We start from the raw sequence: 26,968 nt of genomic DNA on the forward strand, positions 1-26,968 counted from the left end.
TTTATTATCGGTCTCTTGCAACAAGGGACCGTTCAATCGCCCTTAGGTAAGGCAAGCGGCCTTGCCTGAGGGTGTCTTCATGCCTGCTGCGACTTGCTCATCCGGCGGCGGTGTTCACTGACGCGTTTGCGCCACTTACTGTTCGCTTGCTCTTCTGTGCGTTGTTGCTGCAGCTGGCGCATCAGCGCCACTTCTTCACGGATGGACTCTCTCATCGATGCCTCCTGTGTGGGATGAAGAAGTGGCCACCGTAACACGCAAAGGTGAATGTAAAATGAACGTTCATTCCAATAAGAGCGCAGAGGCAGCTCATGCATGAGCGGGAGAAGAGGGGCCCTCTCCCGCATAGGTATTACTTGGTGGCGACCAGATAGAGGGTGCGGCTGTAGACGATATCCATCGGATTACCGTGCGGATAACCCCTCACCGAGGGCTTGAGCAGGCGCGATTTGACCAGGAAGTAGACCGGTGCAATGGGTGCATCCTGATCGATCAGGGCCTCGGCTTGTTGATAGAGGCGGGTGCGCTCGGCTGCGTCGAGTGAGTCATGGGCCTTGGCCAGCAGGGCATCATATTGCGGATTGTTCCACTTACCACTGTTGGCGCTACTGGTACTGCTCAGAATATCGAGGAAGGTGGAGGCATCATTGTAATCGCCATTCCAGCCATAGCGGCTGATGGCAAAGTTGCCGTTATTGAGCACTGCCACCAGTGATTTCCACTCCATGTTGTTGAGCTTGGTCTCTACCCCGAGCGCCCGTTTCCACATCGAGGCGACCGCCAGGGCAATCTTCTTGTGTGACTCGTTGGTGTTATAGAGGATTTCCACCGTCAGCGGTTTGTTGGGCCCATAACCGGCTTCAGTCAGCAGCGCCTTGGCCTTGGCAATGCGCTCGGCCTTGCTCATCAGCTGGCTGGCCGGTTTTTTCAGATTGAAACCGTCGGTGATGGGGGGCGTGAAACTGTAGGCGGCAATTTGGCCCTGACCGAGTATTTTATCTGTGATGAGTTCTCGGTCGATGGCCAGCGACAAAGCGCGTCGTACCCGTGCGTCATTGAAGGGGGGGCGCTGGGTGTTGAAGACGTAATAGTAGCTGGCGAGGATCGGCACGCTGATAAGCTCGTTAGGCGTGCTGTTTTTTATAGCCGCGTATTGATCGAGCGGGTAGGGGGTGTAGTGCACCTCGTTGGCCCGATAGCGGTTGTAAGCGGCTGTATCTGAAACAATTTCAAGATAGATAACCTTGCTAAGCCGGGTATGGGCCTGGTCCCAGTAGTGGGTATTGCGCACCGCAATCAGCCGCTCGTTCGGCGTCCAGTCGGTTAGCACAAATGCGCCATTGGAGACAATGTGTCCGGGCTTGACCCACTCCTGACCATAGCGCTCGATGGTCGCTTTTGGGGCCGGGAATGTGGTGTAGTGAGCCAGCGTTTTGAGAAAAAATGAGACCGGCTTTGACAGTGTCACCTGCAAGGTGTGCTCATCGATGGCCTTGACCCCCAGTTCACTGGGCGGCAGCTTGCCACGGGTCACTTCGCCGGCATTTTTAAGCCCCATCAGCTCGATAAACCAGGCGTAGTTAGAGGCGGTTTTTGGGTCAGCGGCCCGCTGCCAGCCATACACATAGTCGGCGGCGGTGACCGGCTCACCATTAGACCACTTGGCATCGGGCCGTAAGGCAAAGGTATAGACGGTGCCACTGGCATCGACCTGATAGCTCACGGCGCCGGCTGGCTGTGGCTTACCTTGCTCATCGAGGCGATAGAGCCCTTCGAACAGATCGTTGATCACGTCGCTGCCAGCAGACTCTTCGGCCAGCTGGGGATCGATGGAGGCGGGTTCACTGCCGATGTTGCGAATAAAGACCTGCTGGTCGGGGGGTAACAGCACCTCGTCGGCGGCACTGAGAAACGATGAAAATAGCAATGCCGCTCCTGCGGCGAGGGAGAGAAATTTCATAACATGTCCTTGTTGGTTTGCTTCCGAGTCTGAGTGTGCCTCCAACGCGAGCGGATTCTCAAGCACAAAGCTCACGGCGCAAATTAAGTCCCGCTAAATGGGGAGTGTTACAGGGAAAATGATTGGTTAGCTTGTCAAGGAGTGGTGGTAAAATAGACAGTTTCAGATGAGTTATTTCACTGCCAAAAGCTGAAAAGATGCGTTACATTTGGTTACATTGCACTGCCACACGGGTGGCTCTTCTTTTGGCTGTGTCTACTTGTTTATGCCAATGATGCACGTTTAAGGGATATATGATGAAAAACATGGTGACGCTCGGTGAATTTATCGTCAAAAAACAGGCCGAGTACCCCACTGCGACCGGTGAACTCAGCTCACTGCTGAGCTCCATCCGATTGGCCGCCAAGGTGGTAAACCGCGAAATCAACAAGGCAGGGTTAGCCGATATCATTGGCTCGGTTGGGGCAGAGAACGTCCAGGGCGAAGTTCAGCAAAAACTGGACGTGTATGCCAACGAGCGCTTCAAAGCCGCCCTGATGGCCCGTGGCGAGGTGTGCGGCATGGCCTCTGAAGAAGAGGAGGACTTTGTTGCCTTTGACACCGACCTGGCCCGCCACTCCAAGTATGTGGTGCTGATTGACCCGCTTGATGGCTCGTCCAACATCGACGTCAATGTGTCGGTCGGGACCATTTTCTCTATCTATCGCCGCGTCAGCCCGCCCGGCTCGCCGGTGGTGCTGGAAGATTTTCTGCAGCCGGGTCGCCGTCAGGTTGCCGCCGGTTACGTGGTCTATGGCTCGTCAACCATGCTGGTCTACACCACCGGTAATGGCGTTAACGGCTTTACCTACGATCCGTCCATCGGCTGCTTCTGCCTCTCCCACGAGAATCTGCGTATTCCCGAAGAGGGCAAGGTTTACTCCATCAATGAAGGTAACTACATCAAGTTCCCCGATGGCGTGAAGAAGTACCTGAAGTACTGCCAGGAGCTCGACGAGGCGACTCATCGCCCCTATACCGCCCGCTATATCGGCTCGCTGGTGTCGGATTTTCACCGCAACCTGCTCAAGGGCGGCATCTATATCTATCCGTCCGGCACCAACTCGCCCAAGGGTAAGCTGCGCCTGCTCTATGAGTGCAACCCGCTGGCTTTGCTCATTGAGCAGGCCGGTGGCAAGGCAACTGATGGTTTTCGCCGCATCCTTGATATCGAGCCGACGGCGCTGCACCAGCGTACCCCTTACTTTGTGGGCTCGACCAAGATGGTGGAGCGTGCCGAAGCCTTTATGCGCGAGTTTTCGATGCACGAAGCGCCTAAGGCGTAAAAGCTGTCATGACAAAGGGCCGCATCTGCGGCCCTTTTGCTTGTTAAGCTACTCGCCTTACAGGGCGGGTAACCAGCCTGCCGAGACGCCCAGTTGCACGCCGATAATCACCATGCCGAAGATGGCGGCGACAAGCAGACCAAGATGGCCACCAGGCGCGCGGTAGTTGCCTTGCTCCGGTGCCTTGCGCGCCTGCCAAGCCAGCGCCACCGGCAGCAGTACCGCCAATACCGCCAATGCAATGGCGGCGTAGCCGAGCGCCATGATAAAACCTTGCGGGAAATAGAGCGCAAACAGCAGGGGCGGCACAAAGGTGATCAGACCGGTCTGCACCCGACCGCTGGCATCATCACGGCGCTTGAGCACCTTGGCGATAAAATCAAACAACCCCAGCGTGACGCCGAGAAACGAGGTCGCCAGCGCCAGGTCGGCAAACAGGTGCATGGCCTGGGTAAAGGCGCCCCAGTCGATGATGGCACCCACCTTCATCAGTAATCCTTCCAGCGTACCGCCGTTGGTCAGCAGGCTCTGCTGGCCGAGCAGCCCTAAAATGGCGGCTTGCCACAGCACATACACAATCAGCGGCAGGGCCGAGCCCCACATAAAGACGCGGCGCAGCTGCTTGGCATCGCGGCCCAGATAGAGCAGCACACTCGGAATCGAGCCATGAAAGCCAAACGAGGTGAAGATCACCGGCAACCCGGCCAGCACCACCCCTTGCTCGAGCGGCAGCGCCAGCAGATGGGGTCCCTCCATGCGCGGCAAGAGCAGCAGCAACACGCCGGCCATGATCACCAGCTTGGTCATAAACATCAGGCGGTTGAGGTAATCGACCTGACGAGTTCCGATGCAGACCATGCCGCCAAACAGCAGGGTAAACAGCCAGGCGGCCGGACCTTGCGCCAGTGGCAGACCGGCCTGGGTGAGTGCTTGGGCCAGCAGGCCGCTGCCGCCGCTGATGTAGGCCGCCGAGAGCGAGTAAAACAGCATCACCATGCAGGCGGCGGCAAGCAGCCGTCCCCCTTTGCCAAGCAGGTGCTCTGCCAGTTGATGCAGATGGGTGTGACCGGTGGTGAGGCTCGCCTCCACCTGCAGCAGCGCCGTATAGGCCATCAATAGCCAGAGCAGTACCATCAGGGCCAGGGTGATCGGGCCGCCAAGCGGGGCCGCCGCCAGCGGCAGGGCGAGCATACCGGCACCGATAGTGGTACCGGCGATAAGCAGGGTCGAGCCAAAAGTTTTCGAGTGCATGTGTGGTCCGTACAGCGTGAATCGTGTGATTGACCAAGGCAGTTCAGGTAAACCCACTGACAAGGCTATCTTTGTTGGAATAGTTGACTGTAAAAATGGGTTGCCAATGTAAATTAAGCTGTCCAGCTTGGCAACCCTCAGCGGTTAACGGTGAGATAGCTCTGTCTTCACGGCTGGCAAGAAAACATAACGCCCGCACAAGGCGGGCGTCACAGCTCGGGAAATTGCGGTGCAGGCCTTAGTGGCGGCGGCGCAGGCTCCGCTCGATGGCGTGGATCCCGACCGGATAGTGGCCGCTGATCGAGCCCAGTGCCAGGGTGAGCGCCTGGGCAGCAATTTCGTCGTGACGTTGGGGGAGGGAGTTGATGCCGATCGGCAGAAAATCGAGCAGGCGATCATCACCAAAGGTGGCCATGGCCAGCGCGGCCACCTCTTTGGGCTGCTCCAGCAGATAGTCGAGTACCCCTTCCATCAAAATGTAAGAGGTGGTGACCAGCGCGGCCGGCAGCGCGCCTTGTTGCTCGTGCAGGCTCTTTATCAGGCGATAGCCTTCGCGCCGATCAAAGTGGGCGCCGGCGCACTCCCAAATACTGACCGGATGACCCTCGAGTGCCTGCACAAAACCCTGACGGCGCTCTTCACTGATGGTGAGATCAGGCATGGCGGTGATCAGGGCAATGCTTTGCAAGCCCGGGGTCAGCAGGGAGCGGGTCAGCTCTTCGCAGGCTTTGCGATTTTCACTGGCGACCGACACAAAGTGGGCTGGATCCATCGCCCGGTCGATGGCGATGATGCATGCCCCTTCGGCCTGACGCTGGCGATACCAAGGATCATCGGCCGGCAGGCAACTGGCAACCAGCAGGGCATCGACGTGGCGGGCCAGCAGCATTTGCGCCAGTTCTCGCTCGGTATCGGGCTCATCTTCCGAGCAGACGATCAGCAATTGATAGCCTTCGGCGCGCGCCCCTTGCTCAAGACGCTTGGCCAGTTTGGCATAACTGGCGTTTTCCAGATCAGGCAGAATGAAACCGAGAGTCCGGGTCTGACCACCGCGCAGGGAGGCGGCGCGACTGTCAGGCTGATAGTGGTGGGCAGCGACCACGGCCATTACCTTGTCCCGGGTGGCCTGGCTTATCCGGTACTGTTCGGCTTTGCCGTTAATCACATAGCTGGCGGTGGTTCGCGACACCCCAGCCAGCGCCGCAATCTCTTCCAGTTTCATTCTGACCTCACCTGGCTTGTTGGACTGCTGAAAATTGTGCGCCCGATCATACCATTGGAATGTCATCCGCTGTTGGGCTTGATCAAATCGCTGAAACGATTCAGTCTTGAGTGTAAGTGAAACGATTCAGCTTGTCAGCGTTTCAGCCGGTAAAAAAAGTCCGAAAGTGTGACGGGGAAAGCAGAGGGAATCGAGACGATTCCCTTTTGCTGAACCGGAAGCTGAAACGTTCCAGCCACTTTTTTGTTGGACGTCTATACTCCGGTATGAACCGACATTCAGTTAGATAACGATGGAGAGAACCTATGTTGACCTTGGCACCTGAACAGATCCTGCTGGGCCAGCGCGCCGCCAACAAAGGCGAGGCGATTGCCATGCTGGCCGGTCGTCTTGAGGCAGCCGGACTGGTGGAAGCGGGCTATCTGGCGGGCATGCAGGCTCGTGAAGCCCAGCACGCGACCTACCTGGGCAATGGCATCGCCATTCCTCATGGCACCACCGATACCCGTCATCTGGTTCGCCAGACCGGTGTTCAGGTTGCCCAGTTCCCGGAAGGGGTCGAATGGGACGACGGTCAGAAAGCCTATCTGGTGATCGCCATTGCGGCAAAATCTGACGAGCACCTCGGTATTTTGCGCCAGCTGACCCATGTGTTGGGTGACGAGCAGGCCGCCGACCGTCTGCGTAGTACCCAAGATGTTAACGACATCGTACGCGTGCTGAGCGGTGAAGCCGTTGCGGCCGAGCAGGCCTTCCTGGCACTGCCCCGCTTCCCGGCCCAAAGTCGTGACGAGCTGGTATTGGCGGCTGCCGCCCGTGCCAAGAGCGCCGGTCTTATCGACGCCGCCAGCGTGGCCGATGTGCTTGAGCAAGCTCCGTTCCATCTGGGCGCCGGTGTATGGCTCTCCCGTACCCACGCTAACCAGCCGGGTTGGGTGCTGGCCAGCGCCGAGCAGACTCAGGATAACGCCAGCGCCGTGCTGCTGCTGTGCGCCAAGGGGCAGGGCCATGAAGCCCAGCTCGAGCGTCTGCTGGACCTGATGGCTGCCGGCCGCATTGCCGAGCTGGCTGCTGACAACGGTCTCTCCCTGCTGCAAGCCAAGGCAACTGCCGCGGCTGAGTCTGCTGCCCCGGCTGCAGCCGATGGCGTCAGCGCCACCTTTACCATCATCAACCCCCACGGCCTGCACGCCCGTCCGGGCGCTGTGCTGGTCAAGGCTGCCAAAAACTATGAAGCCGACATTCGCGTCGCCAACCTCGATGGCAACGGCGAAGAGGTCAGTGCCAAGAGCCTGATGAAGGTGATTGGCATGGGCGTTAAGTGCGGTCATCGCCTGGCATTTCGCGCCAGCGGTGCCGATGCCGAGGCCGCCCTGCAAGGGATTGGTGAAGCCATCGCCGCAGGTCTGGGCGAAGGGGCTGCAGAATGAAAATTGCCACCATCACCCTCAACCCGGCTCTCGATCTGACCGCCCGCCTGTCAGCGCTGGAGCCCGGTGAGGTCAATCTGGTCGAGCAGGCATCGCTGCGTGCCGCCGGCAAGGGGATCAACGTCGCCATGGTGCTCAAAGATCTGGGCTGCGACGTGACCGTGACCGGTTGGCTCGGTGAAGGCAACCAGAGTGCCTTTGTCGAACTGTTCGAGCGCAAGGGGCTGCAGGATGCGTTTGTCCGCGTTCATGGCGAAACCCGTATCAACGTCAAAATTGCTGAAACCAGCGGCCGGGTCACTGATCTGAACCTGCCGGGACTGACCGTCGATCAGAAGGCCCGCGAGAGCCTGCTGGCGACCCTCGACAAGCTCTGTCTGGATCACGACTGGTTCGTGCTGGCCGGCAGCCTGCCCAAGGGCGTCGAGCCGGAATTCACCCGCGAGTTGATCGTGCGCCTCAAGGCCAGCGGCAAGAAGGTGATTTTCGATTGCAGCGGCGCGGCGCTTCGTGCCGGTCTGGAAGCCGGCCCGACCCTGGTCAAGCCCAACCGCGAAGAGCTGGGGCAGTGGGCCGGTCGCGCTATCGAAACCGATGCCGATCAGGCCGATTGTGCCGCGCGTCTGCGTGGCCAAGGGGTTGAGCTGGTGGTCATCTCCGATGGCAGCCGTGGTCTGCTCTGGTTTAGCAAAGAAGGAACACTGCGCGCGGTACCGCCGCGTATGCAAGTGGTGAGCACCGTCGGAGCCGGTGACTCGCTGGTGGCTGGCCTGGTTTACGGGCTGGCGCAGGGACTGACCAAGGAGGAGACGGTTCGCCTGGCGACTGCAGCCTCCGCGCTGGCCGTGAGCCAGGTGGCAGTCGGTTTTGCCGGGCGTGAACAACTGTCGCCCATGATGGAACGTGTTGTCGTAACACAACTTATGACCCAAGGAGATGCCCCATGAAAGCAATCATTATGACGGCCTGCCCAGCGGGCATCGCGACCGGTTTTCTCGCCGCGCGTCGTCTGGAGCAGGCCGCCAAGGCGCAAGGCTGGGAAGTCAAGGCTGTGGCCCAGGGCCAAGCCGCTGACCTGACCGATGCTGATATCGCTGCGGCTGAATTGATCGTGGTCGCCGCCAGCACTGAGCTGGATCTGGCCCGCGTCAACGGCAAGCGTCTGTATCGCGCCGACATCGACCAAGCAGTGCAGGATCCGGCTGCGGTACTGGCTAGCGCCAGCGCCCAAGCTGCCACCTACACCCACGTGGTCAAGGCGGCTGCGCCGGTCAGCAGCAAGAAGATTGTGGCTGTCACTGCCTGCCCGACTGGCGTGGCTCACACCTTCATGTCTGCCGAAGCGCTGGAAAACACCGCGCCGCAACTGGGTTACAGCATCCGTGTTGAAACTCAAGGTTCGGTAGGTGCACAAAACGCCCTGACTGCCGCTGAAATTGCAGCCGCTGATCTGGTGATCCTGGCGACCGACATCGAAGTGGACATGACCCGTTTCGATGGCAAGCGCGTCTATCGCACCAGCACTGGCGCCGCCCTGAAAAAGACCCGTGCCGAAATCGAGAAGGCCTGGCAAGAAGCCAGCGTCTATCGCCACAGTGCTGGTGCCAGCACCGCCGTGAAGAAAGAAGAGAAGGCCGGTCCTTACAAGCACCTGCTGACGGGCGTGTCCTTCATGCTGCCGATGGTGGTGGCCGGTGGTCTTATCATCGCTCTGTCGTTCGTGTTTGGTATTGAAGCGTTCAAGCAAGAGGGCACCCTGGCCGCAGCCCTGATGAAGATCGGTGGTGGCTCTGCCTTTGCTCTGATGATCCCGGTTCTGGCCGGTTACATCGCCTACTCGATTGCTGACCGTCCGGGTCTGGCGCCGGGTATGATCGGCGGTATGCTGGCCAGCTCGCTGGGCGCCGGTTTCCTCGGTGGCATCGTGGCCGGTTTCCTGGCCGGTTACAGCGCCAAGTTCCTCAGTGACAAGATCCGTCTGCCGGCGACCTTAGAAGCGCTCAAGCCGATCCTGATCATCCCGCTGCTGGCTAGCCTGTTCACCGGTCTTGTCATGATCTACGTCGTCGGTGGCCCGGTTGCCAACGTGATGACCGCCATGACCGAGTTCCTGAAGAACATGGGCTCTGCCAATGCAGTGCTGCTCGGTATCATCATCGGCGCCATGATGTGCTTCGACTTGGGTGGTCCGGTTAACAAGGCCGCTTACGCCTTCGGTGTGGGCCTGCTGGCCTCCCAAAGCTACGCCCCGATGGCAGCTGTGATGGCTTCCGGTATGGTGCCGGCACTGGGTATGGGTATCGCTACCTTCCTGGCACGTGCCAAGTTCATCAAGACCGAACAAGAAGCTGGCAAGGCCTCCTTCGTACTGGGTCTGTGCTTTATCTCTGAAGGTGCCATTCCGTTTGCAGCCAAGGACCCGATGCGTGTTATCCCGTCCTGCATGATCGGTGGTGCCCTGACTGGCGCACTCTCCATGCTGTTTGGTTGCCAACTGATGGCTCCGCACGGTGGTATCTTCGTGCTGTTCATCCCGAACGCCATCACCAACCTGGCCATGTATGTTGTTGCTATCGCCGCAGGCTCTCTGCTGACCGGCGTGAGCTACGCCATGCTCAAGCGTGCCGAGCAACCTGCTGGCAAGCTGGCCTCCGCCTAATAACAATCACACGCAGTAAAACGCAAGGAGGGCAGCCCAGGCTGCCCTCCTTTTTTAGCTCGACATATGCGAGCGTTACAGATCGAAGCTGGCCTGCGGGCCATTGCTTTGTTCATCGAGCCCCTCGTGCTTGCGGGCGGCCGCCTGCAGACGGGCACGCCGGGCCCGGCATAAGCGCAGCACATCGCGCTGCTCGGCCGGTGTCATACTCTGCCAGCGAAAGCGCTCGTCACGGCTGCGCAGGCACCCTTTGCAGTAACCGCGATTGTTCAGCTCGCACACCCCGATGCAGGGGCTGGACAGGGGGAAGAACTCTAGCTGCTCCATCACCGACCTCCACGCTTTGCACAAGGTATAACCCAATGGCGAGCGCTTGTAACGGACCCGGCTCCGGTTGTTGTCGCACAAGGATGAATTTCCTGTCAGGTCGTTTGCTTTGTAGGGGTATTTTTGGCATCTTGCCGGCCAGAGTTGTCAGTGGTGTTGTATGAGGACGTATGAATAAGCAGTGGGGATGGGGCGTGGTATTGGCACTGTTGAGTGCCGGGTGTGCTGATCGGGGGCCGTCGCACCCCAAGCCGGTAAAATCAAAGCAGACCAGCTGCTTTCTAAACTGCGAGCAGGAGAACCTTGGTCGGCAATACCTCGATGGTGTGCTGCCTGCCGAGCTAAACGCCGTCTCTCGCCCCAACACCAACCGTCCCGGCAACTATCGCCTGTTTGCGGCGCAAACCCGGTTGGTAGAGCAGCGCTCGAGCCGCATGGCGGCGCGCTATGGTGAGCTCTACCGCACCCTCCAGCGTTGGGCTGCCAGTGGCGGCCATCCGGCCGACCTGCCGCGCTTTGGCGTGAGCATGGCGCAGATGGGCGGCGCTGATCAGCGTGGTAACGTGCTCTTTACCGGCTACTATTCGCCGATCCTCGAAGTGCGTCACCGCCCGGATCCGGTCTATAAATACCCCATCTACGCCATGCCCAACTGTGGTGGTGTGTGCCCGACCCGCGCGGAAATTCACCAAGGTGCACTGGCCCACCGTGGACTGGAGCTCGGTTACAGCAAATCCCTTATCGACAACTTCCTGATGGACGTTCAGGGCTCCGGCTTTATTCACTATGGCGACACCAACCAGATGCAATATCTGGGGTATGCCGGTAAGAACGGCCACTCCTATGTGAGCATTGGTCGGGTGCTGATTGACCGTGGTGAAGTGAGCAAGGAGCAGATGTCCCTCAAGGCCATCAAGGAGTGGGCCAACAGCCGCTCGGAAGGCGAGGTTAAAGAGCTGGTCGAGCAAAACCCCTCTTATGTCTTCTTTCAGCCCAAGGTGCGTAACGAAGTAGTGGGGGCGGCCGGTATTCCGCTGCTGGGCATGGCATCGGTGGCCGCTGACAAGCGTCTGTTCCCGATGGGCACGCCGCTGCTGGCCGAAGTGCCGCTGCTTGATGCGCAAGGCAACTTTACCGGTCGCTATGAGCTGCGCTTGTTGCTCGCGCTCGATACCGGTGGCGCCGTCAAGGGGGGTCACCTCGACCTGTATCACGGCATGGGTGAAAAACAGGGCGTCGCAGCGGGTCACTACAAGCACTTTGGCCGGGTATGGAAGCTCGGTCTTAACAACGGACCGACCGCAGCGCCTTGGGCGTACTAAGCGCTTTTCCTAACAAAAACCGCCTTCGGGCGGTTTTTTGTTAGGGCTATTGGCTCGGTCGATCGCGGGCGTAATCGCGCAGCTCCCGGCTTTTAGCCAGATAAAGCAATGCCCAAAGTGAGCCAATCAGTACGCCGGCACTGGGCCAGCTAAATGCCCACTGCAGTTGATTGAGACTCAACAGTTGCAGCGCCAGCCCCATCATGGCGGAGAGCAGCATCAACGTGCGGGTTTGGCGGCGCAGCCAGGCACGCCACGGGGCAAGCCCGCTGCCACATGCCAGCAGCGCCAGTGCGGCGGGCAGATCGCTGGCCATGGCCAGATAAAGGGCGGTGCGATCCGGGTAGAGCAGTGCCAGCATATCCGCGCCGCTGCCACGGCTCGCCGCCGCCATCACAAACAGCCACAGTGAGCGGGTGAGTAATATCGCGATGGGCCAGAACCAGAAGGGCGGGATCAGCTGTCCATGGCGATCATAGCGATAGTCGGGATAAACAGTCATGGGTCGAACCGGCAGAGTGATAACCATCATATGGGGACGCGCTACCGGTAACCCAAGCCAGAAGGCTGTCAGCTCTCTATTGCGCAACGCCCGACCTGCGGTGCCTGCCGGGCGAGAGGTCAGTGCTGTGCGTATTTCAAGTGCTCATGTTTGCGCTAACTTGGGCGAATTGCCTCACTCAGCCATTTCACCCGCGCCGGATCCCGGTGATCAAAGAAGGCGCTGGTAGCGGTATCCAGCGTGGCGATGGTGGCCATCTCGACGGCATCAAGCTCAAAGTCGAACACCTGGAAGTTCTCGGCAATGCGCCCGGCATTGGTCGATTTGGGAATGGCAACCACCCCGCGTTGCAGCAACCAGCGCAGTACAATCTGGGCGACGCTGCGGCCGTGTTTTTGGGCCAGTCCGCTTAAAAGAGGATTGCCAAACAGGTTGTTACGCCCTTCGGCAAATGGCCCCCACGACTCGATTTGCACGCCGTTATCGCGTAAAAATTCGGCCACTGCGCTCTGCTGGTGAAAGGGGTGGGTCTCTATCTGATTGACGGCTGGTACGGTATGGCTGTGCATGATGAGATCCATCACCCGATCTGGATGAAAATTGCTCACGCCGATAGCACGAATGCGTCCCTTGGCCTGCAGCGCCTCCATGTCGCGCCAAGCGCCAAACACGTCATTGTAAGGCTGATGGATAAGATAGAGATCGAGATAGTCGAGCCCAAGGCGCGCCATAGAGCGCTCAAAGGCGCGGCGGGTCTTCTCTTGGCCGGCATCGGTCAGCCACAGTTTGGTAGTAACAAAGATCTCCTCGCGCGCTATGCCACTTTTGGCGATAGCCCGGCCAACGGCTTCTTCGTTGCCGTATGACGCCGCTGTGTCAATCAGGCGATAACCAACGCGCAGTGCTTCGCTGACGGCCGCCTCACACTCGGCGGCATCACTCATCTGGTAGACGCCAAAGCCCAGCATGGGCATGACCACACCGTTATTTAACGTGGTAGTAAGCATGGGTTCTCCACTGTGTTTGTGACAAAGGGTATAGGCGATTGACACCGAGATTTGGCCAACCGCCATGACAGGTTAGGGGGAGTGTTCGTGAACCGCTCGCTGCCAAGAAAGGGCAACGGGCGAGGGGCTTACAGGGCGTTGCCGAGGATGGTGGTGATCACCTCACGGTCATAGATGCCGGCAATACCAAACCACTTGGCATTGTTGAGCACATTGTCGATGGTGGCGGGCAGATCGGCAGCCGTGATCCCGAGTTGGGAGAGGCGGGTCGGGGTGCCAATCTTGTCAAACCATTTCTCTAGGGCAGCAATCCCTTCGGCGCCGCTATCAAGGCTAAATATGTGTTTGGCAAAACGATCGAACTGGGCCGGATTGTGCGACTGATACCACTTCATCCAGGCTGGCATGATCACCGACAGCCCCGCGCCATGCGGCACGTTGAACAGGGCTGAGAGGGAGTGCTCAATCATGTGGTTGGGGTAGCTAAAGCCTGCGGTCCCGGCATAGATCAAACCGTTGAGGGCCTGGGTTGAGGCCCAGGCAAACTCGGCGCGCGCGGCATAATCCCCCGGCTCGGCCAGCAAGGTTTCAGTGGTTTCGATCACGGTGTTGATGATGGCCTCGACCATGCGCGAGTGAAAACGTGGCTGCACGGAGGCGGTGAAATAGCCCTCGATAGAGTGGGCGATAATATCGGCCGCCGAATAGACCAGGTAGTCGCGCGAGACGCTTTGCATCAGCGCCGGATTGACGATGGAGACCTTGGGGAAGGTGTGTACTGAGCCGATGGCAAACTTTTCGCGGGTCTCTTCGTTGGTGACTACGGCGCCGCTGTTCATTTCACTGCCGGTGGCGGCCAGGGTCAGAATGTCGAACACCGGCAGGGCCGACTCGATGGTCGCTTTGCCGACAAACAGATCCCACACATCGCCCTGATAGCGGGTACCGGCAGCAATGGCCTTGGCGCTGTCGAGCACCGAGCCACCGCCCACGGCCAGCACGGCGTCTACCCGGTGAATTCGGGCCAGTGCAATGGCTTCGCGTACTTTGGAGATCACCGGGTTACTGACGATGCCGCCACACTCGACATGGCTAATGCCTTGTGCTTCCAGGCTCTGTACCACCCTGGCAAACAGTCCGTCCCGCTTGATGCGCTCGCTGCCATAGACCAGCAGCACCTTGGTGATACCATGCTCGGCCAGATGCTGGCCAATCTGCAGCTCTTTATCGGTACCAAAATCGATCTTGGTGGGATTGAAGAAAACGAAGTTATCCATGGATGTCACCTGGGTTGTGTCGCCAGACGGTGTGTCTGTCTCTGGAGCGGTACTTTAGCGATAGGATAATCATTGAACTATTGCCAAATCCGTTGAATCATTTACAACCAAACAATGTAAATTCAACGGTGGATGGTATGCCCATCAATGAACTGCGCTCGCTCACCACCTTTGTGCGCACCGTGGAGCTTGGCAGCCTGAGCAGGGCCGCCAGCGCCCAGCAGATCTCTCCCCAAGCGGCCAGCAAGGCGCTCGGTCAGCTTGAACAGCATCTGGGGATCCGGCTATTTCATCGCACGACTCGCAGCATGGCGTTGACCGAAGAGGGGCAGCGATTACTGGAAGCCGTGCAGCCTTCGCTGGCTGGATTGCTGCACGCCTTGCAGGGGGCGCGGCAGACCCGTGAGGAGTTTGCCGGTCCTTTGCGTATTGCCGGTCCGCGCACTGTACTGCAACCCATCATCGGGCCGATCCTGGATGAGTATTGCCGCCTCTATCCCGAGGTCTGCCCGGACGTGCAGCTTGATGACCGTATCGGTAATTGGGTGGAAGACCGGTTGGATGTCGGTTTTCGCCTAGGTCATTCGCCGCAGGAGGGGTTGATTGCCCGTCGTCTGTTTCCTATGCAGTTGATTATCTGCGCCTCGCCCTCGTATCTGCGCAAATACGGCGAACCCGCCTCGCTGAGCGAGCTCGAGCGTCACCGCTGCAGCGCCTTTCGCCGCCCTGCCGATGGGCGGATTATTCCGTGGCAGGTCAAAGTGGGGGATTCGGTGCAGGATCTGCTGCTGCGTCCGGCGTTTTGCACCAATGACGAGGCGTTTGAGCTGCGAACCGTGCTCTCTGGGGAGCTGATCGGCCAGCTGGCCGCGCCAACCGCAGCGAGCCATATCCGTGCCGGGCGGCTGGTGCCGCTGCTGCTTAATCACATCACCGATATCTACAGTCTCTATCTCTATTACGGCAGTCGCGCCGCGCAGCCAGCGCGAGTGCGCCAGTTTATCGACCTGACGGTGGAGCGGCTGGTGGACAATCGGGCTTACGTATTAGCCCGTGAGGAGCTCGAGCAGGCATGGCACCACGGCAGAGCTTGACGATACTGTGGCACAAAAAAAGGCCGGCAATGCGCCGGCCCTCATAGAGACGTCAGATGATCGGTTAGCCGAAACGCCCGGTGATGTAATCTTCGGTCGCCTTGAGCTTGGGGTGCAGGAAGATCTGATCGGTAATGCCAAATTCGATCAGCTCGCCTAAATACATGTAGGCGGTGAAATCGGAGATCCGCGCCGCTTGCTGCATGTTGTGGGTCACGATCACGATGGTGAAATCGTGCTTGAGCTCATCGACCAGCTCCTCGATACGGGCCGTCGAGATGGGGTCGAGCGCAGAGGTCGGCTCGTCAAGCAGCAGTACTTGCGGGCGAATGGCGATACCACGGGCGATACACAGACGCTGCTGCTGACCACCCGATAGGCTGAGCCCACTTTGGTTAAGCTTGTCACGCACCTCTTCCCACAGGGCGGCTTTTTTCAGCGCCCACTCCACTCGCTCATCCATATCGCGGCGATTGAGCTTTTCATGCAGCGACACCCCAAACGCGATGTTCTCGTAGATGGTCATCGGGAAGGGGGTCGGCTTTTGGAACACCATACCGATCTGGGCGCGCAGCGCGGCGACGTCCATGCGCGGATCGAGCAGGTTCTGGCCGTTAAACAGCAATTCACCCTCTGCGCGCTGCTCGGGATAGAGATCAAACATGCGGTTGATGGTGCGAAGCAAGGTCGATTTGCCACAGCCCGACGGGCCGATAAAGGCAGTGACCTTGTTCTTGGCAATCCCTAGGTTGACGTCCTTTAGCGCATGGAAGTCTTTGTAATAGAAATTGAAGTTACGAAATTCAATCTGATTGCCGGCAGCGGTATCGATCATGGGTTGGGCAATGGTATGAGTTTGAGACATGGAATTAGTTCACCTTTTGCGAGCGGAACAGAACGCGGGCAAGGATATTGAGACCGAGCACACCTAAGGTAATCAGCAACACGCCGGCCCAGGCCAGACGCTGCCACTCCTCGAACGGGCTCATGGCAAAACGGAAAATGGTGACCGGCAAGTTGGCCATGGGGCTGCCCAGATCGGTGCTCCAGAACTGGTTGGAGAGCGCCGTAAACAGCAACGGGGCGGTTTCACCGGCGATGCGGGCCACCGCCAGCAAGATACCGGTGATGATGCCGGAGCGCGCCGCGCGCAAGGTCACCTTGGTCACCACGATGTGCATCGGGGCGCCGAGGGCAAACGCGGCTTCACGCAGACTGCCAGGAACCAGCAGCAACATGTTTTCGGTGGTGCGAATAACCACCGGCAGAACCAGCAGTGCCAGCGAGATCCCACCGGCCCAAGCCGAGAAGGTGCCGGTGCGCGCCACGATCAGGCTGTAGACAAACAGACCAATCACGATGGACGGCGCCGAGAGCAGCAGATCGTTGATAAAACGGATGGTGTGACCGAGCCACTTGTGGCGGCCATATTCGGCCAGATAAACCCCGGCCAGAATGCCGATCGGCGTGCCAAGGCCAGTGCCGATACCCACCATGATCAGGCTGCCGACGATGGCGTTGAGCAGGCCGCCGTCGCTTGAGCCAGGCGGCGGGGTCATCTGGGTGAACAGGTTGAGCGACAGTCCGGAGACCCCTTGAACGAAGACCGTAAACAAAATCCAGGCCAGCCAGACCAGGCCAAAGGCCATGGCGCTCATGGAGAGGGTCAGGGCAATGCGGTTAACCAGATAACGACGTTGATGCAGATTCATCAGTTCACTCCTTGCCTCAGCGGCCGTTCTCGCGGGACGTCATGCGCATCAGCATCAGACGGGAGATGATAAGCACCACCAGGGTGATCAAAAACAGGATCAGGCCAAGCTCCATCAGTGAGGAGGTGTGCAGGCCGGGCGAGGCTTCGGCAAATTCGTTAGCCAGCGCCGAGGTGATGCTGTTACCGGGCATAAAGAGGGAAGGGGAGGAGAGGAAACTGGTGTTCCCAATCACAAAGGTGACCGCCATGGTTTCGCCCAGTGCCCGGCCAAGGCCAAGCATCACGCCGCCAATCACACCGGTTTTGGTCCAGGGCAGAACGATACGCCAGATCACTTCCCACGTGGTGCAGCCCAGACCATAGGCCGACTCTTTGAGCATGACCGGCGTGATTTCAAACACATCGCGCATGACCGCTGCGATATAAGGGATGATCATGATCGCCAGGATAAACCCGGCCAGCAGCAGGCCAATGCCCATGCCGGGGCCTTCAAACAGCACGCCGATGATGGGGAGTTTGCCCAGCGTCTCTTCCAAAAACGGTTCGACATAGGTGGCAAACAGGGGCGAGAAAACGAGCAGGCCCCACATACCGAACACGATACTGGGGATAGCGGCGAGCAGTTCGATCGCGATACCGAGCGGGCGGCGCAGCCACACCGGAGAGAGCTCGGTTAAGAAGATGGCGATGCCAAAGCTCACCGGCACGGCGATGATCAGCGCAATGGCCGAGGTCACCAGGGTGCCATAAATCGGGATCAGGGCGCCAAACTTGTCAGCCGGCGGGTTCCAGTCACTGGAGAACAGGAAACCGATGCCGAACTCCTTGATGCTGGGCCAGGAGTCGATAGTCAGGGCCACCAGAATGCTGGCCAGGATAATCAGTGCCAGCAGGGCGAGGCCTGCGGCAGTGCCGCCAAACAACATGCTCATCAGCTGCTTGCCACGGTAGCGGCGGCTGGCTGACATCACATCGGTCGGGGAAGTAGAGCGCTTTTCTGTCATTGGATCTTCGTGGTCAGGAGCATAAAAAAGCGGCCGGGAACGCCCCGGCCCGCCGTTACAACTCAGGTGCTCAGTTCATGACCGGCTTGCCGGCGCCATCCTTAATCTGAGTCCAGGAGTCGTGAATGAGCTTGACGGTGGCATCCGGCAGCGGCACGTAATCGAGTGCCACGGCTTGGTCATCACCACCCTTGTAAGCCCAGTCAAAGAACTTCAGTACTTCTTTACCGTTAGCCGGCTTGTCCTGCACGCCGTGCAGCAGGATAAAGGTGGCGCCGCTGATGGGCCATGCCGCCTTGCCCGGCTGGTTGGTCAGGATTTCATAGAAGTGGTTGCTCCAATCGGCGTTGGCCGCAGCGGCAGCGAAGGCATCCGCCACCGGTTGCACAAACTCGCCGTCATGGTTCTGCATTTGGGTAAATGCCAGCTTGTTTTGCTTGGCATAAGCGTATTCGACGAAGCCAATGGCACCCGGCAGACGCTGTACGAAAGCAGAGACCCCTTCGTTACCCTTGCCACCCACGCCAACCGGCCACTGGGGAGCGGTGCCTTCGCCCACCTTGCTCTTCCAGGTCTCGCTGACCTTGGAGAGGTAGTTGGTGAAGATAAAGCTGGTGCCGGATCCATCGGCGCGACGGACCACGCTGATAGTTTGATCAGGCAGCTTCAGATCCTTGTTGATGGCGGTGATCGCCGGGTCGTTCCACTTCTTGATCTCGCCGAGGAAGATCTTGGCCAGCACATCACCAGTCAGCTTGACCTCACCGGCTTTCACGCCCGGCAGGTTGATAACCGGCACGACACCGCCGATAACAGTCGGGAATTGCACCAGGCCATCTTTGGCCAGCACTTCCGGTTTCAGCGGCATGTCGGAGGCACCGAAATCAACGGTCTTGGCGTTGATTTGCTTGATGCCGGCACCGGAGCCGATGGATTGGTAGTTCAGCTTGTTACCGGTCTCCTTCTGATAGGTATCCGCCCACTTTGCATAGATCGGAGCCGGGAAGGAAGCACCTGCGCCGGTGATGTCCGCAGCCAATGCAGTGGTGGACAACAGAGCCATCGAAACAGCAACAGAAACCGAATAACGTGCAACTTTAAACATTGAATCCTCCTGAAGAAGCGGATAATCCCCGTGTGTTCCATGTCACCCTTGGGGAACGTGCACAGTCTTTGCTTAAAGTATTAAAGGAATATGACAGTAATATTTCATATTGATGTCAGGGGCAGGAAAAACCGCTGAGAGCGGGGAGAGGAGGCTCGGTGAGTGGTGGTGTCGAGGGTTACAGGGGCCTTTTTTGACCGATCGTTGATCGGGGAAGCATGGTGTGACGTGAACGGGTCATTGCCATGGCGATCTCCCTCGGCTTGTTGGCAAAGAACTGCCGGAACATATGCAAAGTGCTGCTGTGAAACCGAGACTGTTCAAAATCATGGCGACGAAAGCGTCACCGTGTGAGACCTTGAAAGGCGGCGTTTTGGGGAGCAAGGCATCAATCATGCGGGCGATCCCCAGTTCTCGTCTTGGCAAAGCGCGGCCATGATGATCTACTGCAAAAGGGAGTAATAGATCAAAATGGACTAACGCCGGCAAGCACTGAAGAGCAAACATTAGGTGCGTAATGACGGGCTGACGATTAGCTGAGTTTGGTGATGATCACGGAACAATCCAGCTTGGCGAAATAGGATTTTATTGCTTCGTTATTAGGGGAGCACAGTAGGTAGTCAATACCATCAGATGGCAAGAAGGGATAAGGTCCCAACGCTTCCGTTTTATCATCGGTACATAATATGGCAATAGCGCCCGCGCGGGACGCGGCGAGACGTTTAAACTCACCATCTTGATAATGAATGGCAGTGAAACCTACGTCTGATGACCAACCACAGATCCCGATAAAACAGAGATCAAAACGAAACTTGTTTAACGCTTCGGCAGCAGTGATATCAATTGCGCCACCCACGGCATAGTTCAGCTCGCCACCAATCAAAATGGTCCTGATATGTTGTCGCTCTAGTAGTCGTGATGCTATTGCTGGACTGTTCGTTACTACGGTTAAATTAATGTTGTTAGGTAATAAACTAGCCAATAGCATATGGGTGCTACTGGCATCTAAAAATATTACCTGCTCCTTTTTTATAATCGATAAAGCGGCTATTGCTAACGCCTGTTTTTCATTGTTACTGTATTCCAAACGCTGCTCTTGCGTACCGGTAGGGGGAACTAAAGAGAGCGCACCTCCATGGATCCGTTTGCACAGCCCTTCATTGGCCAGAAAACGGAGATCTCGGCGAATTGTCGCCTCGGTAGTACCAAGACGCGTGGCAAGATCTGCGGCCATCAGTTTACTGTGAGACTTCAGCAAGTTGAGGATTAGCTGATAGCGCTCTTCAGGGGAGTAATTATCCATTGCCATCTCTTGATTATGTCTGTTTTTTGCCGATTATAACTCGAGTAGACGGTACTTGGGCACCGATTGTTAAATTTAATTGCAATATTATTCAAGTGGTTACGCCTTTCGTCACGCGCACTTGAATAAACTCGTTAACGCTTCTCTTGCAGTGTCAAAAACTGCAAAATGGTGTGCATAACAGCATCTTCATCATTTGAACGAGTGACATAATTTGCGACGACCTTCGTTTCTTCAAATGCGTTACGCATGGCAAAGCTGAAGTCTGCACGCTCCATTAACTCAATATCATTATATCCGTCACCAAAGGCCATGGTCTCAGACTTGCTCACACCGAGAATAGACTGGAGCATTTCTACCGTTGTACCTTTGTGAACACCGGCATTGGCAATATCAATCCAGGCAGCCTCAGAGACGACAATATAAGCGAAATTGTCAAATTGAGATAACTGCTCACGAATTACAGCGCATTGCTTGTTTTCATCAAATACCGTGATTTTCACAAAATCAGAGGTGATATCTTCGTAAGCATCAACAAGGTTAACCTGCGCATAAGAGCGGCGAACCAAGGCCTGTAAAGGCTCAGGAGTATCACGTCGGATAGCAGCAAACTCCGGCGTACAAGCAATCACAATATGATTCCCTGCAATACTCTCTAATTGACGGATGATTGCCAGACCCAACGAATTATCCAGAAACGACTGGTACACATACTCGCCCCGATGTTTAATGCGAGTGGCACTGTCACCTAGGATCCAGAAATCCCGGCTCTGCTCACCCAACAGCTCTTCTACCCGTTCAACCTGCTTGCCCGTGCAGGGCGCAAACTTCACCCCTTGGTCACGCATGACAGCGACAACATCTTGGAAAAGCTCACGATTGTAGTCGCCCTGATTGTTTAGAAACGTGCCATCCATATCCGTTATGATCAACTTAATCACTGTATCCTCGTCTAGATATCAGTAAATCCACAGGCACATATGAACACACATATCCACAAATGTCAATAAATGAACACAATAATGATGCATATGAACACCATTTCATCCATACGCTACTCATGTAGCCACAGTCCAAGGCCACTCTCTTCAACGTGGATGTCAACGGGATGAGACTCAGCAACCATCATATGCTGGATTAAGGAAGCGCTTGGGCGGCGACATCTACTGCACCGGTACTAGCTCGGTAGGTTTACTCTGGCTTAGGTGTTGATCGCGATGATGCTGAGGACAGTGGGTACCGTAAAACGGCATGCTTAAGTGACCGAATTCTTGCAGGGTCCAGTCTGAAAATCCGGTATCAGTCAGCGAATTTGCAGCTGGGGTGATGCGAGAGCGAACGAGTGGTGCGTGAAAAATGTTGATACGTGTCCATTTCGAATCTTTACGATGTGTTTCTGCGGTGTACTCAGCGTGTCAAAGGATGTTTTAGGGCTTCTCGCGACGGTGAGAGCGGCATAATGTGACTCCAGACGATTTGCAGTGATGCATGGGGACGCAACGACGTGATCCCCGGTCAGGATTGACTCGGCAATCTAGGCGCTCGCCCTGTGGGCAGCTTGCAGCTGTCCCAAACGGCAATCCTTCCGTTTGGTCGAACAGGGTTCGAGCCCAATCCGCCCATCACCGGATAAAACAAAAAGGCCCCGTCTTGCGACAGGGCCTTTTTGTTTTATCCGGTGAGTGACACTGTCAAGTAAAATTGTCCATCTGAAGTCATTCTAGCACCATTCATCTGTACACATGACTTTACTGGTGATGACTTTTAATCATAACAAGCACACATTTCTACATATAAATCATTAACTATTTACATTGATATTCTTCAGGCATCTCAACTTCAAAATCTTGCTTTATTTTATGTACTAGGCTCATCCTAGATATCGCCTGCTCCAATAGAAACTCATACAATTTCTCATCAGAGCAACCACTATTGAAGGAGGATGCAACCACTGACAAAACATTTTGTTTATTTTGCATGTCTATTGCTATCAGATTAAAGAAATGCCCTGTTGTATAGCCAACCTTATCAGAGTAACCTACGATTTGATAAGATGTGGTTGGAGTAGTAGTGCAATATGCTGTAGCCCCCGTTCCAATACGGTTGGCATAAGCGTTACAATTAGTATAAGAGCCAGTTTGAACCGTGCCGTAGTCAGCGCTACGATAAGCATAAGATGTTGTTTTATTACTCACATCTATAAAAAAGACTAATTTAATAGGTTCACTTATATTACCTATATCGCCCTCAAGAAAGACCTTATCGAAACCATTTTTCTTCAGCTCGTTTACAGCTTTGTGTATGAAATATTTGGATTCCAGAGCGTTTTTTGAGCTACTAACAACGGTTACTACTACTGGTGAATGTCTATCGAAAGTGTATGTTGGATCAGGGGTGGAATCAATAGAGCCCTTCATGAGGGTTGTGCAACCGAATGATGTAATTGCTAATAATAAAACAACAAAAAATTTCATGTGGTCCCTCAGCAGTGCTTAGTCCATTATAAATGGAACTAATTTAGGTGTGAATTTCTTATTAATCAGACGATAACTCACCTATGTTGTCCGTCGAGATAACTGAGTAAGTGAGTTTGGGCGGTAGTCTAGGCGGGTTCAGGGTGGCAACCCAGGCAAGGCCTTCGATCTGCGTCAGCAGAACACCAAACAATGCGCAGCAGTTGTACGGTGTAGGAGTGGCCTTGCTGTTTCCATTTTGGCGATAACAGCCTTTAGCTCATCTCAAGCTCGGTTACTATACCCCATAGCAAATTCAGCTTCACATGAACCATACCAGAGTCCTGCCTTTGGCAGAACCAACCCATATAGAAAATGAGATAGCTATCAAGACAATGACTTCATCGCCGCCAGCTCAACGCTAAAATCAAGCAGCTCAATCACCGACTTCAACTGGGATACCGGTGCCTGCTTGCCATAGTGACCGTAGGTAATTCCTATCACGTTTTTTTCAGAAAATACGTCGTCATAGTGTGACACCAGAAGATTTGTAGTGATGAATGGGGACGCAAAGACGTGATCCCCGGTCGGGATTGACTCGCACCATCCTTGGCGCTTGCCCTACGGGTAGCTTGTAGATGTCCCAAACGGCCTCCTGCCGTTGGGTCGAACAGGCTTCGAATCTAGCCTGCCCATCACCGGATAAAACAAAAAGGCCCCGTCTTGCGACAGGGCCTTTTTGTTTTATTTGGCGGTGAGGGAGGGATTCGAACCCTCGATACGTTGCCGTATACACACTTTCCAGGCGTGCTCCTTCAGCCACTCGGACACCTCACCAAATTTTGTTAGTTCAGCACGGTGGCTGCGCGGAGCACGCTATACGTGCTTTCATGTCGACGTTGTCGACGGGCAGCCACTCGGACACCTCACCAAATTTTGTTAGTTCAGTATGGTGGCTGTGCGGAGCACGCTATGCGTGCTTTTATGTCGACGTTGTCGACGGGCAGCCACTCGGACACCTCACCAAATTTTGCTAGTTCAGCACGGTGGCTGTGCGGAGCACGCTATGCGTGCTTTTATCTCGACATTGTCGACGGGCAGCCACTCGGACACTTCACTAAATTGTCATTCCACGCACTACTGCGCTGGAACGGGGCGTAATTTAGGGGATGACGTATGTGGGGTCAACCATTTTTTCCTTTATTTTTCATATTGTTCGCAGTCTGCCTAGCAAATAGACAGACTGCGCTTCATTTCTCGCCTCAGGGCTGCTCGAGGACAATCAGATCGTCGGAGAGATCGTTACGCTCGTGAGTCGGCGGGAACACATCGGAGAGCACTTCACCGGTGCGCTCGACGCACTCGACAAATCCCGCTTCGAGCTTGCCGCTGCGCACCTTGGCCACGAACTCCTCGATAATCTCCTCCCATACCTTGTCTTCGATATGCTGGGCAACGCCATCATCGACCAGGATCTCCACATGGTGCTCGGCCACGGAGACAAAGATCAGCACGCCAAGACGATCGCGGGTGCGGTGCAGGCCCTGCTCGATAAACTGCAGGCGGGCCATCATGGAGGCGCGGTGCTGCTTAACCGATTGCGGTACCAGCCGCATCTTGATGGGGGTCCACTGAAACAGGGCGGTCAGTACCAGCCAGACACCCCACTGGATCATCAAAATCTCTTTCCAGCCGAGCCAGAAATCGAGCTCATGGATAATCAGAGGGGTTAGCATGGCCAGCAGAGCGGCCCACAACGTCGGGATAAAGCGGTAACCATCACTGGCAGGGGCCAGCACGGTTACCAACTCGGCATCGGTCGCCTGCTCGGCTTTTTTCACCCTGGCATTGAGGGTGTGGAAAAATTGCTTGGAAATCATGTCAGGTTTCTAAACTCCGTGTGTCACCCAATTACCAGCCGCCAGAGGCGCCGCCGCCACCAAAACTGCCACCGCCGCCGCGAAAGCCACTCGAGCCCGAGTTGCCAAAGCCGCCGGAGAGGCCACTGCCGCCGCCAATATAAAAACCGTTGCGGCGCCTGCGTCGGCCACGAAAGGTTTGCAGCACAATCATCAGGATCACCATGGCAAGGAAGAACCAGAGTCCGTGGTCGGGCTCGTCCCGAGCACTGCCTTGCTTATATTGACCTGCCACGGCCTGCTCGATGGCGTTCACGCCAGCGTCGATGCCGCCTGGCATATCGCCTTGGCGAAAACGGGGAAGGATACGGGTAGCGATAATGTTGGCCGCCAAGGCATCGGGGAAGGTGCCTTCGAGGCCATAACCGACCTCGATGCGAACTTTGCGATCCTGCGGGGCGACGATCAGCAGCAGGCCGTTATTCTTGCCTTGCTGACCAATGCCCCAATGGCGCCCGAGCTGATAGCCGTAATCCTCGATAGTGTTGCCTTGCAGCGAGGAGAGAGTGGTCACGACCAGCTGGATCTGGCTCTGCTTTTCAAGCTGGGCCAAGCGCTGCTCAAGGTCGTGCTGCTGGCGCCCGCTTAATACGTGCGCCTCATCGACGACACGGCCTGTCAGGGTGGGAAACTGCGGGGCCGCCTGCAGGCTGAAGGCCAACAGCCAGAGCAGGACGACCCAAGGTCGGGGAACGCTGGTCATTGGAAGGCCACCTTGGGCGCGTCGTCGCTGCCCGGTTTGGCACTAAAACTCGGTTTGGCCTGCATATCGGAGTAGAGCAGTTTGGCCCAGATCACGCCGGGGAAGGTGCGCAGCTCGGTATTAAAGCGGCGCACGGCTTCAATGTAGTCACGACGAGCCACACTGATGCGGTTTTCACTGCCTTCGAGTTGCGCCTGCAAGGTAAGGAACTGCTGATCGGCTTTGAGCTCGGGATACTGTTCACTGACCACCATCAGGCGGGAGAGGGCAGAGGAGAGCTGATCTTGCGCCTGTACAAACGCCTGCAGTTGGGCCGGGTTGTCGATCTTGATACTGCCGACTTTGGCACGGGCCTCGGTGACGGCTTGCAGCGTGCTTTGCTCATGTTTGGCATAACCCTGAACGGTCGCGACCAGATTGGGGATGAGGTCAGCACGGCGCTGATATTGGTTTTCTACCTGGCCCCAGGTGGCTTTCACCTGTTCGTCCAGTTCGGGAAGGGTATTGACGCCACAGCCGCTGAGCGATCCCAGCAAGGCCAGTATGGCGAACGCACGCAGCAGCCAGGCTGCTCGGGGGCGCTCAGTCATCATGTTCTCCTCTCAATTCGAGTTGCCCAACGATACCAGTTCATCTGGCTCTTGAGAATGCACTTAACGACATGCTGCCGGTAACGCCGGCATAGGCAGGGCTTTTGACGGCGTTTTGGGCAGCCGCGGCTTGTCTTTCAACCAGCTGGCCAGCTCTTCGCCGCAGCCGTTGCCCGCTGGGATGGGAGCCTGAGGCACGCACAGTGCACTGCCTGCAGGGCAGTGCAAGCGCACATGGAAATGGCTGAAGTGGCCCACCCAAGGGCGCAGCTTTTGCACCCAAGCTGCCTCTGGCGCCTGCTTGCACACCGCTTGTTTGATCACCGGATGCACAAAGATGCGATCGACCTCGGGAGCGCTGGCTGCCAGGCGCAGCAGTGTCAGCTGATCGTGGCCAAAACGCCCTGGCAGCATCTTGTAAGTCGATTCATCTACCAGCGGCCATTCGGCTGGCTCACGCTTCTCCGACGCCTTAATCGGGCGATTACCCATGCGAAACCAGATATCGGCATCCAGACCGCTCTGATGGCTGCGATGGCCCGAGCTAAACGGCCCGCCGCGCTGCATCGCCATATCACCGATATACAGTGCCGGCAGACCGGCGCGGTGCGCGGCGCGAGACAGATGAGTGAGATAATCAATCAGCGATGGGTGACCAAAATAGCGGGCCCGCTCGGTGCGGATCACTTCGTAACCTATGCCAGTCAACGGCAGCGCTTGTGCGCCGCTAAGGCATCCGGCCGAGTAGCCGCCAATAGCCTGACTTTGCAGTGCTGCGGCCAGCAGCAGGGGGGTGATCAT

General features: G+C 56.7%; 24 protein-coding genes, 1 tRNA gene and 2 pseudogenes. 6 read left to right on the forward strand and 21 right to left on the reverse strand.

Annotated elements, in window-relative coordinates:
• Positions 1-77: 77 nt before the first annotated feature.
• The gene (locus BW958_RS20535; protein WP_179078864.1) at positions 78-215 is read right to left on the reverse strand and encodes a hypothetical protein; all 138 of its coding nucleotides are present in this window, start codon (positions 213-215) and stop codon (positions 78-80) included.
• 137 nt (positions 216-352) lie between these two features.
• Positions 353-1,960 (reverse strand): peptide ABC transporter substrate-binding protein, encoded by a 1,608-nt coding sequence (locus BW958_RS15460; protein ID WP_076576677.1) that lies wholly within the window; start codon positions 1,958-1,960, stop codon positions 353-355.
• A gap of 296 nt (positions 1,961-2,256) precedes the next feature.
• Here BW958_RS15460 and fbp point away from each other — a divergent pair, with 296 nt between their 5' ends.
• On the forward strand, positions 2,257-3,285 hold the full coding sequence (fbp, locus tag BW958_RS15465) for a class 1 fructose-bisphosphatase (RefSeq protein WP_076576679.1): 1,029 nt from the start codon (positions 2,257-2,259) through the stop codon (positions 3,283-3,285).
• 57 nt (positions 3,286-3,342) lie between these two features.
• Here the strand turns inward: fbp and BW958_RS15470 are convergent, their stop codons facing one another.
• Positions 3,343-4,536 (reverse strand): aromatic amino acid transporter, encoded by a 1,194-nt coding sequence (locus BW958_RS15470; RefSeq protein WP_076576680.1) that lies wholly within the window; start codon positions 4,534-4,536, stop codon positions 3,343-3,345.
• A gap of 238 nt (positions 4,537-4,774) precedes the next feature.
• Positions 4,775-5,758, reverse strand: a complete 984-nt coding sequence (gene cra, locus BW958_RS15475) for a catabolite repressor/activator (RefSeq protein ID WP_076576681.1) — start codon at positions 5,756-5,758, stop codon at positions 4,775-4,777.
• Positions 5,759-6,063: 305 nt separating this feature from the next.
• Between cra and fruB the strand changes: the two genes are divergently transcribed.
• From fruB to fruA, 3 genes are read left to right on the forward strand one after another with little or no spacing between them, the layout of a single operon-like run.
• Complete coding sequence (gene fruB, locus BW958_RS15480) at positions 6,064-7,188, forward strand: fused PTS fructose transporter subunit IIA/HPr protein (protein ID WP_076576683.1); 1,125 nt, start codon at positions 6,064-6,066, stop codon at positions 7,186-7,188.
• Complete coding sequence (gene pfkB, locus BW958_RS15485; RefSeq protein ID WP_076576684.1) at positions 7,185-8,135, forward strand: 1-phosphofructokinase; 951 nt, start codon at positions 7,185-7,187, stop codon at positions 8,133-8,135. The genes fruB and pfkB overlap by 4 nt, the downstream gene beginning before the upstream one ends.
• A complete protein-coding gene (gene fruA, locus BW958_RS15490) occupies positions 8,132-9,847 on the forward strand; it encodes a PTS fructose transporter subunit IIBC (RefSeq protein ID WP_076576686.1) in 1,716 nt (571 codons plus the stop codon). Before pfkB ends, fruA begins: the two co-directional genes overlap by 4 nt.
• Positions 9,848-9,922: 75 nt before the next feature.
• Here fruA and BW958_RS15495 read toward each other — a convergent pair whose 3' ends face one another.
• A complete protein-coding gene (locus BW958_RS15495; RefSeq protein ID WP_076576687.1) occupies positions 9,923-10,174 on the reverse strand; it encodes a DUF1289 domain-containing protein in 252 nt (83 codons plus the stop codon).
• A 170-nt stretch (positions 10,175-10,344) separates the two neighbouring features.
• On the opposite strand from BW958_RS15495, the gene mltA reads away from it, so the two are divergent.
• Positions 10,345-11,496 (forward strand): murein transglycosylase A, encoded by a 1,152-nt coding sequence (gene mltA / locus BW958_RS15500; protein WP_076576689.1) that lies wholly within the window; start codon positions 10,345-10,347, stop codon positions 11,494-11,496.
• Positions 11,497-11,542: 46 nt separating this feature from the next.
• On the opposite strand, the gene BW958_RS15505 is transcribed toward mltA, so the two are convergent.
• The 3 genes from BW958_RS15505 to BW958_RS15515 all read right to left on the reverse strand — a co-directional run bounded on the left by BW958_RS15505 (position 11,543) and on the right by BW958_RS15515 (position 14,282).
• Positions 11,543-11,998 (reverse strand): DUF2919 family protein, encoded by a 456-nt coding sequence (locus BW958_RS15505; RefSeq protein ID WP_076576691.1) that lies wholly within the window; start codon positions 11,996-11,998, stop codon positions 11,543-11,545.
• A gap of 155 nt (positions 11,999-12,153) precedes the next feature.
• Positions 12,154-13,005 carry an aldo/keto reductase gene (locus BW958_RS15510; RefSeq protein WP_076576692.1) on the reverse strand — a complete coding sequence of 284 codons (852 nt, stop codon included), beginning with the start codon at positions 13,003-13,005 and terminating at the stop codon, positions 12,154-12,156.
• A gap of 128 nt (positions 13,006-13,133) precedes the next feature.
• On the reverse strand, positions 13,134-14,282 hold the full coding sequence (locus BW958_RS15515) for an iron-containing alcohol dehydrogenase (RefSeq protein WP_076576693.1): 1,149 nt from the start codon (positions 14,280-14,282) through the stop codon (positions 13,134-13,136).
• A 137-nt stretch (positions 14,283-14,419) separates the two neighbouring features.
• Between BW958_RS15515 and BW958_RS15520 the strand changes: the two genes are divergently transcribed.
• Positions 14,420-15,376, forward strand: a complete 957-nt coding sequence (locus tag BW958_RS15520) for a LysR family transcriptional regulator (protein ID WP_076576694.1) — start codon at positions 14,420-14,422, stop codon at positions 15,374-15,376.
• 64 nt (positions 15,377-15,440) lie between these two features.
• On the opposite strand, the gene pstB is transcribed toward BW958_RS15520, so the two are convergent.
• The 13 genes and pseudogenes from pstB to mepA form a co-directional block, all read right to left on the reverse strand.
• Entirely contained in the window at positions 15,441-16,241 is an 801-nt protein-coding gene (pstB, locus tag BW958_RS15525; protein ID WP_256702044.1) for a phosphate ABC transporter ATP-binding protein PstB, read from the reverse strand.
• A gap of 4 nt (positions 16,242-16,245) precedes the next feature.
• Positions 16,246-17,094, reverse strand: a pseudogene (gene pstA, locus BW958_RS15530) (phosphate ABC transporter permease PstA); the annotation flags it as partial.
• Positions 17,095-17,104: 10 nt separating this feature from the next.
• Entirely contained in the window at positions 17,105-18,094 is a 990-nt protein-coding gene (pstC, locus tag BW958_RS15535; protein ID WP_083687369.1) for a phosphate ABC transporter permease PstC, read from the reverse strand.
• 70 nt (positions 18,095-18,164) lie between these two features.
• On the reverse strand, positions 18,165-19,199 hold the full coding sequence (gene pstS / locus BW958_RS15540) for a phosphate ABC transporter substrate-binding protein PstS (protein WP_076576696.1): 1,035 nt from the start codon (positions 19,197-19,199) through the stop codon (positions 18,165-18,167).
• A gap of 253 nt (positions 19,200-19,452) precedes the next feature.
• Positions 19,453-19,625 (reverse strand): annotated as a pseudogene (locus tag BW958_RS15545) (DUF4277 domain-containing protein); the annotation flags it as partial.
• 106 nt (positions 19,626-19,731) lie between these two features.
• Positions 19,732-20,502: a DeoR/GlpR family DNA-binding transcription regulator gene (locus BW958_RS15550; RefSeq protein ID WP_076576697.1), complete on the reverse strand. Its 771-nt coding sequence runs from the start codon at positions 20,500-20,502 to the stop codon at positions 19,732-19,734.
• Positions 20,503-20,636: 134 nt separating this feature from the next.
• Positions 20,637-21,443: an HAD family hydrolase gene (locus tag BW958_RS15555; RefSeq protein WP_076576699.1), complete on the reverse strand. Its 807-nt coding sequence runs from the start codon at positions 21,441-21,443 to the stop codon at positions 20,637-20,639.
• A gap of 864 nt (positions 21,444-22,307) precedes the next feature.
• Positions 22,308-22,976 carry a hypothetical protein gene (locus tag BW958_RS20385; protein WP_143233108.1) on the reverse strand — a complete coding sequence of 223 codons (669 nt, stop codon included), beginning with the start codon at positions 22,974-22,976 and terminating at the stop codon, positions 22,308-22,310.
• Between the two features lie 728 nt (positions 22,977-23,704).
• Positions 23,705-23,792 (reverse strand) — tRNA-Ser (locus BW958_RS15560).
• Between the two features lie 425 nt (positions 23,793-24,217).
• Positions 24,218-24,835, reverse strand: coding sequence for a TPM domain-containing protein (locus BW958_RS15565; protein ID WP_076576700.1), 618 nt, complete (start codon positions 24,833-24,835; stop codon positions 24,218-24,220).
• Between the two features lie 31 nt (positions 24,836-24,866).
• The gene (locus BW958_RS15570; protein ID WP_076576702.1) at positions 24,867-25,577 is read right to left on the reverse strand and encodes a TPM domain-containing protein; all 711 of its coding nucleotides are present in this window, start codon (positions 25,575-25,577) and stop codon (positions 24,867-24,869) included.
• On the reverse strand, positions 25,574-26,167 hold the full coding sequence (locus tag BW958_RS15575; RefSeq protein ID WP_076576703.1) for a LemA family protein: 594 nt from the start codon (positions 26,165-26,167) through the stop codon (positions 25,574-25,576). The genes BW958_RS15570 and BW958_RS15575 overlap by 4 nt, the downstream gene beginning before the upstream one ends.
• Before the next feature lie 63 nt (positions 26,168-26,230).
• Positions 26,231-26,968 (reverse strand): penicillin-insensitive murein endopeptidase, encoded by a 738-nt coding sequence (mepA, locus tag BW958_RS15580; protein WP_076576705.1) that lies wholly within the window; start codon positions 26,966-26,968, stop codon positions 26,231-26,233.

It is taken from the genome of Aeromonas sp. RU39B (genome assembly GCF_900156095.1).
Lineage (GTDB): Bacteria > Pseudomonadota > Gammaproteobacteria > Enterobacterales > Aeromonadaceae > Aeromonas.